The following is a 16126-nucleotide window of genomic DNA, read 5'->3' on the forward strand; positions in this document are numbered from 1 at the left end:
GCGCCGGTGCCGCAGTGGCACCGGGCAGAGGAAACGTCACCGAACCGTGATGGTCGGGGGACGGGATCCCAGGTTCTCGAACATCCTTAATGTCCGCCTTCGGAATGACGGATTTCGGGCGGTTCGGCCGCGTTTCCCGTACCGGACGTGACGGTGGATCAGGATTTCGCCGGGCCGTGGACATGCTTTGACGTACCGGATTTCCTGTCGATAGCGTCCACTTGATCTTCACTTTACCGGCTCGGGGGCGCTGGTTCGTCGCCCGGGTGCGTCTTCTTCCGGGAGTCCCTGTGCGTACCGTCCGCAGACCGGCCCGGCCCCGTGGCGGGGCCCCGGCCGGGCCCTCGGCGGCAGCGCCGGGCCGGTGTTCGGTGAACTTCCTCCTTCGCGCGGCCACGTCGCGCCGCGTCGAACGAATCCTCCTCCCCCCGCAGAACTTCCGGCCCGTCGATGCGTGACCGCGGCCGGCCAGGCGGCACTCCGGTGCCCGAAACACGAAGAGAGATGACGAAGCTCCCATGAGGATGTCACCGACATCACGGGCCCGATCACGGCTCGCGGCCGGGTTCGTGGCCGGCAGCCTGCTGACCGGGCTGCTGACGATTCCGGCCGTGGCGGCCGACACACCGCCGGCCACCGCCGCCAACCCGGACCGGGTGAAGGCCGTCGCGGCCTGGCAGGCCGGCGGACCGGCCGTACGGCACGCGGCCGAGATCGCACTGACCGGTGGTGGCGACGACCTGACGGCGTTCGTGACCAAGGGCCAGGCGGTCGCGGCCGACCAGGACCAGAAGGCACAGATCGAGGCACTCGTCGCGGCCTCCGGCCCCGGCGTGCGCGAGGCCGGGCAGGCCGCGCTGAAGGGCTCGGCCGCCGACCTGAAGAAGTTCCTCGACCAGGGCGCCAAGAAGGCCTTCGAGGACGACCAGCGGGTCCGGCTGTCGCAGATCATGGCGGCCGGCGGGCCGGGTGTGAAGGCCGCGGCCGCCAAGGCCATGGACGGCACGCTGACCGACGTCAACCAGTTCCTCAACGAGGGCCAGTTCAAGGCGAGGGACGACGACGACCGCGTCCACCTGTCGCAGTTGATGGCCTCGGGCGGGCCGGAGGTGAAGAAGGCCGCCAACACCGCGCTCAACGGTTCGATGGACGACGTCCAGCAGTTCCTGCAGTACGGCTACCAGACCGCGGCCGCCCACGACCAGGAGACCCTGACCGTCTCCCAGCTGGCCGACCTGACGAAGAACGCCTCCGCCCAGGCCGGGCAGCAGGCCCGGACGGCCGTGGACGCGGCGGGCAAGGCCCTGGACGCCACCAGGCTGGCCAAGGAGGCCTCCGAGAAGGCCGCCGCCGAGACCAAGGCCGCGCAGGGTGCGGCCGGGCAGGCGTCCAACGCCGCAGGCCGTGCGGCGGACGCCGCGAGCCGCGCCGCCGCTGCCGCCCAGACCGCCTCGAAGGCGGCGAAGGCCGCCAACGAGGCCTCCCGGCAGGCCGCCAGCGCCGCCGCCGACGCCGCGTCGGCCGCGACGAAGGCCGGCAACGCCGCCACCAGGGCGCTGGCCGCCGCCGCCAACGCGGCGAGCGATGCCGGGCAGGCGGACGCGGCCCGCGCGGCCGCCGTCACCGCCCGCAACGCCGCCGGTGACGCCCGCACCGCGGGCGAGGCCAGTGCGTGGGCCGGCCGGGCCGCGGCGCAGGCGGGAGTCGCGGCGCAGGCCGCGGCGTCGGCCGGCGAGAACGCCTCCGCGGCCGCTCAGGCCGCCGCCGAGGCCGCCGAGTACTCCGGGGTGTCCGCCGACGACGCCGCCCGGGCCCGCCTCGCGGCGGCCCGCGCCCAGAGCGCCGCCGCCGAGGCCAAGCGTGCCGCCAACGCCACCGTCGCCATCGCCAACGAGGCCGCCGCCGCGGCCGGGGACGCCCAGCGCGCCGCCAACGAGGCCGCCGCCCACGCCGAAGCCGCGGCCGCGGCGGCGGAGGAGGCGGCCAGGCACGCCGGTGAGGCGGCCACCGCCGCCAACGTCGCGCAGGCGGCCGCCACCGCGGCCGACGCCGCCGCCAACTCGGCCGCGAACTCGGCCGCGCAGGCCCACAAGGTCACCAACATCGCCCGCGCCACCGACAAGGAGCGCCTCGACGCTCAGCAGGCCGCCGAGATGGCCGCCGCCGACGAGGCCTCCCGCGAGGCCGACCAGAAGGCCAAGACGGCGGCCTGGGAGTCCGGCAAGGCGACGCAGTTCGCCGCCGGCACCGACCAGCTGATCAAGGACGCCCAGGCACCGGGCACCGACGCCAAGACCGCCCTGCTCAAGGGCCGTCAGGCCGCGCTGCGGCTGCTGGACTCGGCCGGCCCGTGGACGAAGGCCGCCGCCCAGAGCGCCCTGGAGGGCGACGACTACGCCGTCCAGGCCTTCCTGGCCACCGACCTGACGGTGGCCCGGGACCGCGACGACCGCACCAGCGTCTTGGCGATCGCCAAGACGCCCGGCAAGCTGGAGAAGCGCCTCGCCGCGGAGACCGCCTCGGTGGGTACGCCGGACCAGGTCCGGGCGTTCCTGGCCACCGGGCAGTACCCGGGCAAGGACGACGACGACCGCGTCGCCCTCTCGCAGATCATGGCCGCCGGCGGACCGGGCGTGAAGGCCGCGGCCGGCAAGGCCCTGGACGGCACGATCGACGACGTCCGGGCCTTCCTGGCCACCGGTCAGTTCAAGGCCCGCGACGACGACAACCGCGTCCTGGTGACCCAGGCCCTGGCCGGCGGAGGCCAGGAGGTCAAGGCGGCCGCCCAGGCCGTCCTGTCCGGCCCCGCCGACCGTCTGGTGCCGTTCCTGCAGACCGGCCTGCCCAAGGCCCAGCAGCGCGACGCGATGACCGCGGCCCACGTGGCCACCGTCGCGTCCTACCTCGCCACCATCGACGGCTCGGTCGCCCAGGCCCGCCAGTACGCGGCGCAGGCCGCCCAGGCCTCCGCCACCGCCCGCGGCGCCGCCAACGAGGCGGCGGGCTACGCCAACCAGGCCAGCCAGTCCGCCCAGTCCGCCCAGGGCTTCGCCAACCAGGCCGCCCAGGCCGCGCAGGCCGCCCAGGCCTCCGCGGCGCAGGCCGCCCAGTACGCCCAGCAGGCCCAGGCGTCCGCCGCCTCCGCCGGCGTCGCGGCCGACCGCGCCGTCGCCTCGGCCGCCGAGGCCACCGGTTACGCGGCCCAGGCGAGCCAGTTCGCGGCCGACGCCAAGACCGCGTCCGACCAGGCGAAGGCCTCGGCCGCCGCCGCTGCCAAGAGCAGGGACGACGCGTACGCGGCCGCCAGGGAGGCGGCGCAGCTGATCATGTCGAAGCAGCAGGCCGACGCGGCCGGCGGAAAGCTGCAGAGCGACACGGCCGTCGTCGACGACAACGGCCGCGTCTCCTACATCGAGTCCGTGCCCCGCGGGGACCTCCAGAAGGAGGTCGTCAAGAGCAACGAAGCACGCTGCGGCAAGGGACAGACGGGAACCCTCGCGGACCTGTGGACCGATGAGAACTTCTACACGAACGCCGCCGGAGTCAGGGTCTGCGACGTCACGTACACCATCAGGGTCACCGGCACCATCGACTACATCCTGAAGACCTGCCCCGAAGCGGGCCTGTCGATCGCCGCCTGCATGGGGAAGTACAGCGTCTGGGACACCCTCCTCGTCGGCAGCGACCAGCTGAACAAGTCGGAGATCACCACCACCGTCGCCATGACGCAGAAGGACTTCGACAAGATCAACGTCACCTGCCAGCGGGGCGTCTGCGGATCACCGACCGTCAACGCCTTCACCCTCTTCGCGGGCGACTTCATCGCGTGCTTCAAGGACCCGGGATTCAACTCGCACTGTGCCTGGGCCGCGTCCAACTTCATCCCCTTCGGCACCCTCGCCAAGGGCGCGAAGGGCATCGTCGCGTTCCGCTTCGCCCTCGAAACCGGCGTCGGGATCGAGGACGCCAAGCTCGCCCTCCAGGCGACGCTCAACGGCTACAGCGACGCGATCACCAGCAAGCTGCTCCGCGCCGCCGACGCCGTGTCCGCCTTCCGCAACACCTTCAAGAACGGCGTCGGCACCAAGGAGGCCCTTGAGGCGCTGAGCAAGACCCCCGACATCGACCCGGCCCTCGTCCGCCAGCTGAACGACGAGTACAAGTCGGTGCAGTACGTCTACGAGACGTGCGAGGTCAACAGCTTCCCCGCGGGCACCCGCGTCCTGCTGGCCGACGGCTCGTACCGGGCCATCAGCGAGATCCGGACCGGTGACCGGGTGCTCACGGCCGACCCGGCGGTCGGGGGACTGCACCCGCAGCCGGTGACCGCCACCTACGCCCACACCACGCGGCGCCTGGTGGACATCGCCCTCGCGGACGGCAGCACGCTCTCCACCACGGCCGGTCACCGCTTCTACACCGAGCAGGCCGGCTGGACCCTCGCCTCGGCCCTGCGCCCGGGAGACCGCCTGCGGGCCTCGGACAACGCCCCGCAGACCGTCACCGGCATCACCGACCGGACCGGGCAGGCACCGGAAGCCGTCTACGACCTGACGGTCGACGGACCGCACACCTTCTTCGTGCGCACCGGTGGCGGCCAGGAGCCCGACCTGCTCGTCCACAACTGCCTCTACCTGCTCAACGACGAGGCGAAGGACCCGGGGCTGCACACCATCAAGGACCATGTCGCCGGGGGCCCCTACACGAACAACCTCGGGACGGTCAGCGGCACCGACGCGATCCGCGCGCAGCTCAAGGCCGAGACCGACGGATACACCGGCGTGTTCAAGGACCTCGCCACCGCGGAAGAAGCGCTCAAGCAGGCGTGGCTGACGGACGGGGCGAAGCAGTACGGGCAGGCCAAGCGACTCGGCAAGAGCGAGTTCAAGTTCACCGCGGACGTGTCCGTCCTCGATGCCAACGGCGACAAGCTGACCTCCCTCGGCGAGGTCTACCAGCGGGGAGGCAACGGCGTGACCACCCCCTCCAGCACGAAGGTCGAGGTCCGGGTCAAGATCGACTACACCGAAGGCCCGACCAAGCACCCCAAGGGCTGGTACGTGACCTCCATCTTCCCGCTCCCGCGCAGGGGCGTCTGATGGCGGAACGGTACGGCGGCGCGGCCGACTTCGGCTTCTCCCTCCTGGCCGAGGCGTTCCACGCACACTGGCGCAGCGAGGGCGAGGACGTCGAGGTCCTGGCGGACTACCTCGCCCGCAACCCTTCCTGGGTCGCCGAGTCGGTCCTCGTGGACGCCCTGCGGCTGGAGGCCGCCGACCTGCCCGCGTGGCAGATCGAGGCGCTCTGGTCGACGGTCACCCATCCCTTCCACGACCTCCGCCGGGAGGGTCACGACGGCCGTGACTGGCTCCGATTGATCGTCCGGCTCGGCCGGGAGCGGCTCGCCGCCGAGGGCGGCGGCAGCGACGAGCGCGTGCCGCCCAGTCCCTACGGACACGTGGCGGGAGCCGTCCTGGACGAGATCCTGCTGGTCTCCGCCGGGATCACCGAGGGGGCGATGCACGCGCCCGGAGGGTACGTCCCCGGCATCGTGCCCGCCCTCGACGAGGTCGCGGCGCGGGTCTGCCCCGACCTGGCGTTCCGCCTCCTGCTGCGCGCGCTCGCCAAGGTCGGGCCCGTGGTCGCGCGGGAGCAGTACGACCGGTACGTGGCCCTCGGGCGGCAATTCGAGTACGGCGAGCTCCTGGTGGAGGGCCATGCACACCTGATGTCCTGACGCCACACGACGACGACGGCGCGCAGCCGGTGCACGACGCACCGGCTGCGCGCCGTCGCGCTGCCTCTGCCCTGATCTCCCTGGGCCCAAGTGCCCGAGGCCCGAGCGCGCTGTCGGTCGGCGGCGCGTGGGCATCCCTTAAGGCTCAGTGATTGCGTTTAAGGGGTGCCTCGGTGTCGAGCGGAGCTCCGCCCGGTCCGGACGCCGCCCTCAGGACACCGTGGTGAGCTCCCGGGTGGGCTGGGTCTGCTCGTAGGCGTGACCGACGCGCAGGAGCGTGCGCTCCCCGAGGGGCCGGCCGAGCAGTTGCAGGCCGATCGGCAGGCCCTCGGCGTCCTGGCCGGCCGGGACGGTCAGGGCGGGCACCCCGGTGATGTTGGCGGGGGCGGAGAGGCGCACGTAGGCGTCGGAGACGCTCTCGACCGTGCCGTCGGACCAAGTGACCGTCTCCTGGCCGGCTCGCACCGCGGTCGTCGGGACCGTCGGGGCGGCGATCACGTCGACCGTCTCCAGCAGGCCGGCCCATTCCTCCCGCATCATGGTCCGGGCGCGCTGGGCCCGCAGGTAGTCCCCGGCGCTCATCAACTCGCCGGCCTCCAACAGGATGCGGACGTCCGCCCCGTACAACTCCGGTGCGGTGCGCAGGGTGCGCTCGTGGTAGGCGGCGGCCTCCGGCACCATCAGGCCCCACTGGGTGGCCTGGATGTAGCGGGTCATCGGGATGTCGACCTCGACGAGCCGTGCGCCGAGGTCCTCCAGGTGCTCGACGGCGTGCCGGACGGCGGTCTCCACCTGCGGGTCGACGTGGTCGAAGTAGTAGGTGCGCGGCACGCCGACGCGCAGGCCCGTCAGGTCCGTGCCCGTGCCGGGCCGGTAGTCCTCGGCGGGCAGGGACAGCGAGGCGGGGTCGCGCCGGTCGTGCCCGGCGAGGGCGGTCAGGACCAGGGCCGCGTCCTCGACGGTGCGGGTGATCGGGCCGACGTGGTCTAGCGACCAGGACAGGGACGTGACGCCGTGACGGGGGACGAGACCGTAGGTCGGCTTGAGGCCGACGACCCCGTTGAGCGCGGCGGGCACCCGGATCGACCCGCCGGTGTCGGTCCCCAGGGCGAAGGTCGCCGCGCCCGACGCCACGGCGACCGCGGACCCGCCGCTGGAGCCGCCGGCGACCCGGTCGTGGTCCCGGGCGTTGCGGGTCTGCGGGGTGGTCAGGCCGAACGCGAACTCGTGCGTGTGGGTCTTGCCGACCAGCACCGCGCCGGCCGCCGTCAACCGGGCGGCGACCGTGCTGTCGGCCGGCGCGCGATGGTCGGCGCGGACCCGGGAGCTGGCCGTGGTGGCCATGCCCGCGACGTCGATCAGGTCCTTGAGCCCCATGGGGACGCCGTGCAACGGCCCCCGGTAGCGGCCTTGCGCCGCTTCGCGTTCGGCCTCGCGCGCCACCCGGCGAGCCTGCTCCGCGGCGACCGTGACGTAGGCGCCGAGGTCGGGCTCCACCTGCTCGATGCGGTCGAGGACCGAGTCCACCAGCTCGACGGGGGACAGCCGGCGGGACCGGACGGCGTCCGCGGCGGCGGTGAGGGAGAGCTCATACGGCTGCATCGGGCCGCCCTCCTTCCGCGCGGTAGGCGCCTGCCGGCGGGGTGTCCCCGAAGTCCAGCTCCCGGAGGGTCGCGACGACGGAGTGGATGTGGTTCGCGGTGGCCGCGACCGCGGCGTGACGGTCGGCGGGCAGCGGCAGCCCGGCACGGTCGGCCCAGCGGGCCGCCTCCGGTGGTGTGAGTTCGGCTGCGGGCATGGCGGACGCTCCTCCTGGCCGGTGGGGCGGCGAAGCGCTCCCACATCAAAAGCTAATGTTTTGCGTTAGTGACTGTAGACCCTCCCGCCGCCTTAAAGCAAACGCGTTGCGTTTGTCGGGCGGAGTCCGACGCCCCGAGTCGCGGGTGCCCTGGGGCCTGGAGAGGGAAGCGCCGGCGTACCGCCTTCCGGGGGACGGGAAGCGCCGGAGAAGGGCCGTTCGAGTGAGGTCCCGCGTCTTCGCGCAGCCGAACGGTGAGACTGGCAGCGCTGGAAGCCGGGGGAGCTCACCGTTCAGGCTCACCGTTCAGAAGGAGACGAGTCCCGTGAAGAACTTCCGAAGGACGCTGGCCACCGGCGCCGCCGTGGTGGCCCTGTGTATCGGATTCCCCACCAACGCCCACGCCACGGACGGGACTTTCACGTACATCAGCGACAACCAGGAGCACTACCTGGACAACCCGGGCAACGGCCGGTGCTACGAGCTCGGCGGCGAGGTCACCGAGCTGTACAACGACACCGACGCGGAGGCGACCGTGTTCGGCGACGCCGGCTGCCAGGACGCGGTCGACACCGTCGGCCCGGGTGGTGCCAGCGCCGGAGGCGGCGTCGGCTCGGTCCGCTTCACCGCGGCCCGGTAGCCGACGCCGCCTGCGTCGTGGTGCATGATGGCCATGATCACTGGGGGGTGTCATGGCGCTGTTCCCGCCGAAGTGCCCGGTCGGGCCGGACGAGCGGGTCTGGATCGAGGAGTCCATGGCCTGGCTGGCGGCCGAGTTCGGGCGCGGGGTGCTGGAGCGTGCTCCGGTGCTGCCGACCGCCGAGTTCTTCCCGGGGCCGTACGTGGGCTCCGACGCCGACATCCGGGGCCTGATCGCCCAGCTCTGCGGGTACCTGGACGTGGCGCCCAACCGGCTGACGATCGAGATCGAGCCGGACGACGGCGAGGGCGCCATGGTCGCCGGCCTCGGGCTCGCCCACAGGTCGCGCTCGGCCGCCGGGCACTACCGGCGGGAGAACGGGCGGCCGGTGATCGCCGTCGCCCAGCGCCAGGCCGCCCGTCCGGTCGCGCTGGTCGCCACCATCGCGCACGAGCTGGGGCACGTCCGCCTCCTCGACGAGCGGCGCGTCTCCGCCGAACGGCGCGACCACGAGCCGCTCACCGACCTGCTGACGGTGCACTTCGGCCTCGGCGTCTTCACGGCCAACTCCGCGTTCGACTTCCGGCAGGGCAAGCAGGGCTGGTCGTCCTCGCGGCTCGGCTACCTGAGCGAGCGGATGCTCGGCTACGCCCTGGCCTGCTACGCCTACCGGCGCGGCGAGAGCAAGCCCGCCTGGGCCCGGCATCTGGACACCAACCCGCGGGCCCACCTCAAGCAGGGCCTCCGCTACCTGGAGCGGAATCCGCCGCGCGTGTGATCGAGGGGGATCACGCCTCCACGGTCGCCCGGGCGGCTCTGTCCCGTAGGACCAGCAGCAGCATCTGCTCGTACGCAGTGAGGGGCCGGGCCAGGGTCGAGCCGGCCGTCACGGTCCGGTGCCCGGGCGCCGGGTGGATCCGCAGTTCGGCCAGGACACCGTGCCGGAGCTCCAATTGGACGGACCGGCGCGCCACCAGCCCGACTCCCAGGCCGATCCGTACGGCCTCCTTGATGCCGTCGGTGCCCCACAGGTCCAGCGTCCGGGCGCCGGACAGTTCCCAGGCGTGCAGGAGGTCCGTCAGCTGACGGCGGGTGTCCGAGCCGGCCTCGCGCAGCAGGAACGTTTCGTCCGCCAGGTCGGCGGCCGTGACGTCCCGTCCGGCCAGTGGATGACCGGCCGGGCAGGCGAGCAGCATGTCGTCGTCGGCGAGGCGCTCCGACCGGTAGCGCCCGGGAGGCAGCGGGCCGCCGCTCAGCGCGACGCCGATCCGGCCCTCCTCCAGCGCGGTCGCCAGCCGGTCGGCGCCGTCGACGACGAGGCCGAAGCGCACCTCGGGCGCCCGGTGCCGCAGTTCGAGCAGGACGGACGGCAGGAAGTGCGCGGCGATGGTGCTCGTGCTGCCGATCACCAGCGGGTCCTCCAGCAGGAGTGCTGCGGCCTGGACGGCCGCGACGGCCTGGTCGGCGAGGGCGAGCACCTCCTTGGACTGCGCGAGCAGGACCTCCCCGGCCAACGTCGGGCGGATCTTCGGGCCGGACCGGTCGACCAGCTGGGTGCGCAGGGCTATTTCCAGGTTCTGCACCTGTTTCGAGACGGACGACTGGCTCAGGAACAGGACCTGGCTCGCCGCCGAGAAGCCGCCGCATTCGATGACCTTGGCGAACACCGCCAGTTGATTGAGGTTCAGTCGCACATGGCCTCGCTCGCGTCCGGACGGAAAGGGGGGACACCAGGCCGGTGCGGCGCCCTGGGGTACCGACCGGTACGGCAATCTACCGCCTCCCGGGCCCCGCGCCACAGTGGCCTTCCGCACATGGTTCGCACATGCTGACGGATTGTCGAACAAGCGTAGGGAATGGCGCTCCGGTGTGGCGTCCCCGCGCGCTCGGGGTAAAGGATGGGCAAAGTCGCGGGACGGATCCCCGGGTTCGGCCTCTTTCCACGGTGACCGGCCCGCAAGCGGCCGGTGGTTCCCGGGAGGTTCCGCGGTGCGGTCGCCGCCGAACCGTCCGCCCGGTGACGGTGAACGGAATCCCGGCGCGATGAGGAAGCCGATGTCATCTTCGAGGAAGAAACGCGAACCCGGAACGGCGGTTTACGGAATACCCGGGGCGACCAGACTTCCGCGGTGGTTCGCCACCCTGCTCGTGATCGTGGCCGTGCTGTTCACGGGCACGGCCCTGGCGGTTCCGATCGTGCGATCGGCGGGCTCGTACCGCACCGCCGCGCGGGCGGACCCGTCCCCGGTCGCGGTGGCGACCCTGCAGACGGCGTCCGGGCCGCTGACACCGCTCGACCGGGACTTCGTCAAACGGGTCCGGCTGGCCGGGCTGTGGGAGATCCCCGCAGGCCGGATGGCTGTCGCCAAGGGCGGCACGCCCGAGGTCAGGACCGCGGGACAGCACCTGATCGACGGGCACACGGATCTGGACCGGGACGTGGTGGACGTCGCCAGGACCCTCGGCCTGGGCCTGCCCGACGAGCCCTCCGACCAGCAGAAGGCGTGGCTGAAACAGCTGGACGACGCCCAGGGGCCCGATTTCGACCGGCTGTTCGCGAACATCGTGCGCAACGCCCACGGCCAGGTCTTCGCGGTGGTCGCCCAGGTGCGCGCCGGGACCCAGAATTCCACCGTCCGCGATCTGGCGACGACGGCGAATTCCACCGTGCTCGACCACATGACGGTCCTGGAGAACACCGGGCTGGTGAAATTCGGCGACCTTTCCGGACCGCCGTCCGGCACGTCCGCTCCGAGCCAGGGCCCGAGTCAGGGCCCGAGCCCGGCGCCGAGTTCCGGGCCGGCGACGCAGCACTAGAAACCCTGCCCGGACACCGCGGCAGCACAACGCTTTCCACGGCCTGCCAGGCAGGCCCGATCCCGTTTCGAGGATGCGACATGAGGATTCACAAACGCGGCAAGGCCAGGCGGAAGGCGTTCGCCCTCCTGCTGGCCGGGATATTGGCGGTCACCGGCGCTTCGGCGCTCGCGGCGGCCGCGTTCGCCGGGCAGCGGCCGTCGCGGTCGCAGGGGGCCGCTGCCCAGCAGGCCGGGGCCCGGCCGGGCACGGTCGCCTGCGCGGACGTCGGCACGGCCCTGGCCTCGGTGCCGGAGAGCGCGCAGCAGGACGTCGACCAGGACCTCGCCGACCTCGACATCCAGGTGGCGGACGCGTACCGCAGCCTCGCCGAGCCGGGCTCCGGCGGCGGTGAGCAGCAGGTCATGGGCGAGCTGGCCGGGAAGCGGTCGGCGACCCTGCGCAAGCTCGTCGCGAGCGCGGGCCCGGACTCCGGCCTGCCCGAGGACGTCTCCGGACTGGCGACCTGCGCGATCCGGCGCGACCTGGTGGTCGACTCCTCCGCCCAGGACTACGCCCCCGACGGCGGGAGCGGCGACGGAGGGCAGAACGGCGCGGCCGGGCAGAACGGTGCCAACGGACAGAACGGCGCGGCCGGGCCGAAGAACCTGGCGAGCGGTGGACGGTCCGCCCTGGGGCGCGGTTTCGTCGACATCAGGACCGTCACCCCGAACACCGCCAGGCCCACCCGCACCGGGCCGGCCACCGGCACCTTCACCTCGCAGTGCGGGCTCAACGAGAACCGCCATCTCAACCCCGACAACGTGATCGTGGCGCCCGGGGTCAGCAACGGCGCCCACCACATGCACGACTACGTCGGGAACCTCGTCACGGACGCGTTCTCCACCAACGGCAGGCTCGCCAACGCCGGCACCACCTGCTCCAACGGGGACCAGTCGGCCTACTACTGGCCGGTGCTGCGGGTCCTCGACGGTCAGGCGGAGAAGGACGCGAGGGCGCCGGGCGGCGGGAAGGACCGCAACGTCGGACGCATCCTCCAGCCCGCCGAGGTCGGGATCACGTACGACTCCGCCGCCGGGAACAGGGTCCAGCCGATGACCCGCTTCCTGCGGATCATCACCGGCGACGCCAAGGCGCTCACCAACGGCCCGGCCAACGCCCACGCCTCGTGGAGCTGCACCGGCTTCGAGGACCGCCAGCTCGCCGACAAGTACCCGATCTGCCCGGACGGCAGCCGGGTCGTCCGGACCCTGAAGTTCCCCGACTGCTGGGACGGCCGGAACACCGACAGCGCCAACCACCGCACCCACACCGCCTTTTCGCGGGCGGACGGCAGCTGCCCGCGGAACTTCCGGGCGATCCCCCGGCTGACCCAGCGCATCGCCTACGACGTGCCGACCGGCGTGCGCTTCGCCGTCGACACCTTCCCCGAGCAGCTCCACAACCCGATCACGGACCACGGGGACTTCATCAACGTGATGTCCCGGGACCTGCTGGACCAGATGGCGACCTGCATCAACGAGGGGCGTCGCTGCGGATGACCCACACCAGCCCGGAGGGCTCAGCAATGTCGACGGAGGACGGCCGCCTGGCCTGGCACTCGGCCGCCGGACCGGCGCCGGTGGGCCGGCCGCGCCGGGCGGGGCACGCGGGCCGCTCGGGCCACGCGAGCCGCACGGGCCGCGCCGACCGGACGCGCCAGGCGCGCCGCGCCGCCGTCGGGGAGCGGACGCCGGACGGGACCGCCGAAGGCCGGCCCGAGCCCGGTGGCCCGGTCACGCACCGGGCGTGGCGGTTCCTCCCGCTGCTGGCGGCGGGGCTCGGCCTGACGGCCGTGATGGTGAACGGCGCGCTGCAGGCGTTCCTCGGCGTGGCCGCCGGGGTCATCACCCTGGTGTCCTTCACCTCCGCCGTCCTGTGGGGGCTCACGGCGACGGACCGGCTGCTGCTGTACCCGGTCCACCGGTTGGCAGCCCAGACGATCCACCGGGCGATGGGCGTCGCCGGCGTCGTGTTCCTCGTCCTGCACGTGTGGATGAACCTGATCCAGGACCGGATCGGCGCGCTCGCGGCCTTCGTCCCGTTCGCCGACCCGCACCGGCCGGTGGTCCTGGGCCTGGGGGCCCTGGCCGGCTACCTGCTGCTGGCCGTCGCCCTCGCCGGGGCCGCCCGCGGGCTGCTGGCCAGGACCGGTGCGGCGCGCCGGTGGCGGATCGTCCACATGTGCGCCTACCCGGCGTGGGGCGCCGCGCTCTACCACGGACTGCACGCGGGCCGGCTGCCCGCCTCGTGGGTCTCCGTCCTCTACGGCGTGGCCGTGGTGGGCGTGATCATCGCCCTCGGGCTGCGGCTGGTCTTCCGGGACGGCGGCAGCAAGCGCAGGCCCGGCGCACCCGTCCGTCCGCTCGGTCCCCTCCGTCCGGGCGGCCCCGGCCGGACGGAGGGGGCGGCGGGCCGACCGCAGGGCGGCGCCGGCGCCGGACGGCGGTGGCGGGACGGATGAGCGGCGCACCGATCGCCTGGCTCGGCCGGCCGGTCCTGTTCGCGGGCCTGGAGCGGGACGAGCGCCTGGACCACCGCGCCCACCTGGTCGTCCACGGCGGGATGCCCGCGCTGCCGGCCGACGAGCTGGCCGACCTCGCCGAGAACGTCGACCTGCGCGGACGGGGCGGGGCCGGCTTCCCGTTCGCCCGCAAGCTCCGGGCCGTCGTCAAGGCCGCCGCCCGCCGCCGCACGCGTCCGGTCGTGGTCGTCAACGGCACGGAAGGAGAACCGAGTTGCCTGAAGGACGCCGCGCTCCTGCTGCGCACGCCGCACCTCGTCCTGGACGGGGCGCTGCTGGCGGCCGAGGCCCTGGACGCGGAGCAGGTGACGGTCGGCGTCACCCGGGCCGACACCGAGCAGTCGCTGCGCAGGGCGCTGGCCGAGCGGCGGACCACCCGGCTGCCGGTCTCCGTCGCCCGGCTCCCCGAGCGGTTCGTCTCGGGCGAGGGGAGCGCGCTGGCTCGCGGCATCACCAGCGGCATCGCCCTGCCGCGCGGCGGCGGCGTCCGGACCAGCGACAGCGGGGTCAGGGGAGTGCCGACCCTGCTGTCCAACGCCGAGACCTACGCGCAGCTCGCGGTCGCGGCCCGCCTCGGGGCGCTGCCGTACCGCGAGGTCGGCACGCCGTCGGAGCCCGGGACGGTCCTGCTGACCCTCGCCGGCTCCCGGGTGGTGGAGACGCCCACCGGCGTCCCGCTCGGCGAGCTGCTCGCGATGTTCGGCCTGGACGTCGGGCAGGGCGTCCTGACCGGCGGTTACCACGGCACGTGGCTGACCCCGGTGGCCGCCGCCGCGGCCGAGGTGTCGCGCGAGTCGCTCCGGAGCCTCGGCGGGGCGCTGGGCGCCGGCGCGATCCTGCCGCTGCCGCACACGACCTGCCCGCTGGGCGAGGCGCTCCGGGTCGCCCGCTGGCTGGCCGACGAGACGGCCGGCCAGTGCGGGCCGTGCTACCTCGGGCTGCCCGCGCTGGTCAGAGCACTGGAGGAGGTGGTGCGGGGCGGCCGGGCCGCCCTGGACGCGGTCGAGACCCGGATGCGGGCGGTCACCGGACGGGGGGCGTGCAGTCACCCCGACGCCGCCTCCCGGTTCGTGGCCTCGGCCCTGGAGGTCTTCGACGAGGACCTCCAACTGCACACACACCGGTACGGTTGCGGCCGCCCCGTCCAGGGCGTGCTCCCGATGCCGGCCGTGGAGAGCGCCGGAAGCATCGTCGTGGACTGGACGCTCTGCGAGGCCCACGGGCTGTGCACGAGCGTCCTGCCCGAGGTCATCAGCCTGGAGGCGGACGGATTCCCCGCCGCCGGCGTGATGCCCGTCCCGCCGCAGCTGCTGCAGCAAGCGGCCAGGGCGGTCGACCGGTGTCCCGCGCTGGCGCTGCGGATCCAGTGAGCCGCCGCCGGGCCCGAGGCCCGCGTGCGCCTCCGCCACTCCCGGACCCATGCGCTCCGGGCCCCCAATTCCCCGAAACACCAGGCTCCACCGATGGAAAGGCAAGGAATACCTTGACGACGACAACGAAGCGGTACGGCCTGGTGGCGCTCTGCCTCCTCCTGGCCGGCCTCGTGCTCATGGCGGCCTTCGGGAACGGCAGCGGCAACGCCTACCCGTCCGCCGGGCCCACCGACCCCGGGCAGCTGGCCGGTGCGACGGCGCCGGCTCCGGCCGGGGCCTACGGCTCCTACGGCGACTACGGGGCGTCCGCCTCCGCCTCGCCCTCGTCGGCCGGCAGCGGCTCGCCCGGCGGGCAGTTGGCCGTCCGGGTGGACGAGAAGCTGGGCTCCGTCCTGACGGACGGCCAGGGCTTCACGCTCTACCGGTTCGACAAGGACTCGGCCAGGCCGCCGATGTCGAACTGCTCCGGCGGGTGTGCCACCACCTGGCCGCCCGTCATCAAGGACGCGAGCACCATGGCCGGCACCGGCATCGACTCGGCCAAGCTCGGTGAGATCGTCCGGGCCGACGGCACGCACCAGCTGACGGTCGGCGGCTGGCCGGCCTACCGCTACGCGCAGGACACCGCGCCCGGCGACACCAAGGGCGAGGGCGTGGGCGGCACCTGGCACGCCCTGGCGCCGGACGGGTCGAAGGCCACCGGCGCGGGTGCCCAGGCGACCCCGTCGGCGACGGCCACGGCCACGACGGCGCCCACCGCCACCGCGGCCCCGACGCCGCAGCCGACCCAGCAGCCCCCGGCCGGACTGCAGCTCTCGATCTTCGCCCACCCGCAGCTCGGCCCGATCATGGTGGACGCCAACGGCCGCACCCTGTACCACTTCGGGAAGGACACCGCCTGGCCCATGCGCTCCAACTGCGAGGGTGACTGCCTGAAGACGTGGATGCCCGCGGCGCCCGTGGACCCGGCCAAGATCCAGGGTGTGGACCCGAAGCTCGTCGGCAAGATGCAGCGCCCGGACGGCACCTGGCAGCTGAGCATCAACTGCACGCCCGCGTACGTCTACTCGGGCGACAAGGGCTACGGCGACGCCCTCGGCAACGGCATGGCCGGGGGCCTCTGGACGGCCATCAGCCCGCAGGGCAAGCCGGCGACGGGCAGGTGAGGATTCCGGGCGTCGCCCTCGGGCCGGCCGGG

The 16126-nt window shown here is 73.5% G+C and carries 12 protein-coding genes; 9 read left to right on the forward strand and 3 right to left on the reverse strand.

Annotation, left to right across the window (positions count from 1 at the left end):
- Window positions 1-518: 518 nt before the first annotated feature.
- A complete protein-coding gene (locus ACFVSN_RS17840; RefSeq protein WP_387955914.1) occupies window positions 519-5099 on the forward strand; it encodes a polymorphic toxin-type HINT domain-containing protein in 4581 nt (1526 codons plus the stop codon).
- Window positions 5099-5737, forward strand: a complete 639-nt coding sequence (locus tag ACFVSN_RS17845; protein WP_387955916.1) for a hypothetical protein — start codon at window positions 5099-5101, stop codon at window positions 5735-5737. Before ACFVSN_RS17840 ends, ACFVSN_RS17845 begins: the two co-directional genes overlap by 1 nt.
- Before the next feature lie 210 nt (window positions 5738-5947).
- Here ACFVSN_RS17845 and ACFVSN_RS17850 read toward each other — a convergent pair whose 3' ends face one another.
- Complete coding sequence (locus ACFVSN_RS17850) at window positions 5948-7339, reverse strand: amidase (RefSeq protein ID WP_387955918.1); 1392 nt, start codon at window positions 7337-7339, stop codon at window positions 5948-5950.
- Window positions 7326-7535: a hypothetical protein gene (locus ACFVSN_RS17855; RefSeq protein WP_380437759.1), complete on the reverse strand. Its 210-nt coding sequence runs from the start codon at window positions 7533-7535 to the stop codon at window positions 7326-7328. Before ACFVSN_RS17855 ends, ACFVSN_RS17850 begins: the two co-directional genes overlap by 14 nt.
- Window positions 7536-7860: 325 nt before the next feature.
- Between ACFVSN_RS17855 and ACFVSN_RS17860 the strand changes: the two genes are divergently transcribed.
- A complete protein-coding gene (locus ACFVSN_RS17860; protein WP_387955920.1) occupies window positions 7861-8175 on the forward strand; it encodes a hypothetical protein in 315 nt (104 codons plus the stop codon).
- Window positions 8176-8227: 52 nt separating this feature from the next.
- Complete coding sequence (locus ACFVSN_RS17865) at window positions 8228-8953, forward strand: hypothetical protein (RefSeq protein WP_387955922.1); 726 nt, start codon at window positions 8228-8230, stop codon at window positions 8951-8953.
- A gap of 10 nt (window positions 8954-8963) precedes the next feature.
- Here ACFVSN_RS17865 and ACFVSN_RS17870 read toward each other — a convergent pair whose 3' ends face one another.
- Window positions 8964-9869 carry a LysR family transcriptional regulator gene (locus ACFVSN_RS17870; protein ID WP_387955924.1) on the reverse strand — a complete coding sequence of 302 codons (906 nt, stop codon included), beginning with the start codon at window positions 9867-9869 and terminating at the stop codon, window positions 8964-8966.
- Window positions 9870-10329: 460 nt separating this feature from the next.
- On the opposite strand from ACFVSN_RS17870, the gene ACFVSN_RS17875 reads away from it, so the two are divergent.
- The 5 genes from ACFVSN_RS17875 to ACFVSN_RS17895 all read left to right on the forward strand — a co-directional run bounded on the left by ACFVSN_RS17875 (window position 10330) and on the right by ACFVSN_RS17895 (window position 16094).
- Window positions 10330-10992 (forward strand): DUF4142 domain-containing protein, encoded by a 663-nt coding sequence (locus ACFVSN_RS17875; protein WP_387955926.1) that lies wholly within the window; start codon window positions 10330-10332, stop codon window positions 10990-10992.
- Window positions 10993-11072: 80 nt separating this feature from the next.
- Window positions 11073-12533, forward strand: a complete 1461-nt coding sequence (locus ACFVSN_RS17880; protein ID WP_387955927.1) for a DUF1996 domain-containing protein — start codon at window positions 11073-11075, stop codon at window positions 12531-12533.
- Window positions 12530-13495 carry a hypothetical protein gene (locus ACFVSN_RS17885; protein WP_387955929.1) on the forward strand — a complete coding sequence of 322 codons (966 nt, stop codon included), beginning with the start codon at window positions 12530-12532 and terminating at the stop codon, window positions 13493-13495. The genes ACFVSN_RS17880 and ACFVSN_RS17885 overlap by 4 nt, the downstream gene beginning before the upstream one ends.
- Window positions 13492-14925, forward strand: coding sequence for an NADH-ubiquinone oxidoreductase-F iron-sulfur binding region domain-containing protein (locus ACFVSN_RS17890; RefSeq protein WP_380492988.1), 1434 nt, complete (start codon window positions 13492-13494; stop codon window positions 14923-14925). The genes ACFVSN_RS17885 and ACFVSN_RS17890 overlap by 4 nt, the downstream gene beginning before the upstream one ends.
- A 113-nt stretch (window positions 14926-15038) precedes the next feature.
- Window positions 15039-16094: an SCO0930 family lipoprotein gene (locus ACFVSN_RS17895; protein ID WP_387955931.1), complete on the forward strand. Its 1056-nt coding sequence runs from the start codon at window positions 15039-15041 to the stop codon at window positions 16092-16094.
- Window positions 16095-16126: the final 32 nt, after the last annotated feature.

This window comes from Kitasatospora sp. NPDC057904 (assembly GCF_042887925.1).
GTDB lineage: Bacteria > Actinomycetota > Actinomycetes > Streptomycetales > Streptomycetaceae > Kitasatospora.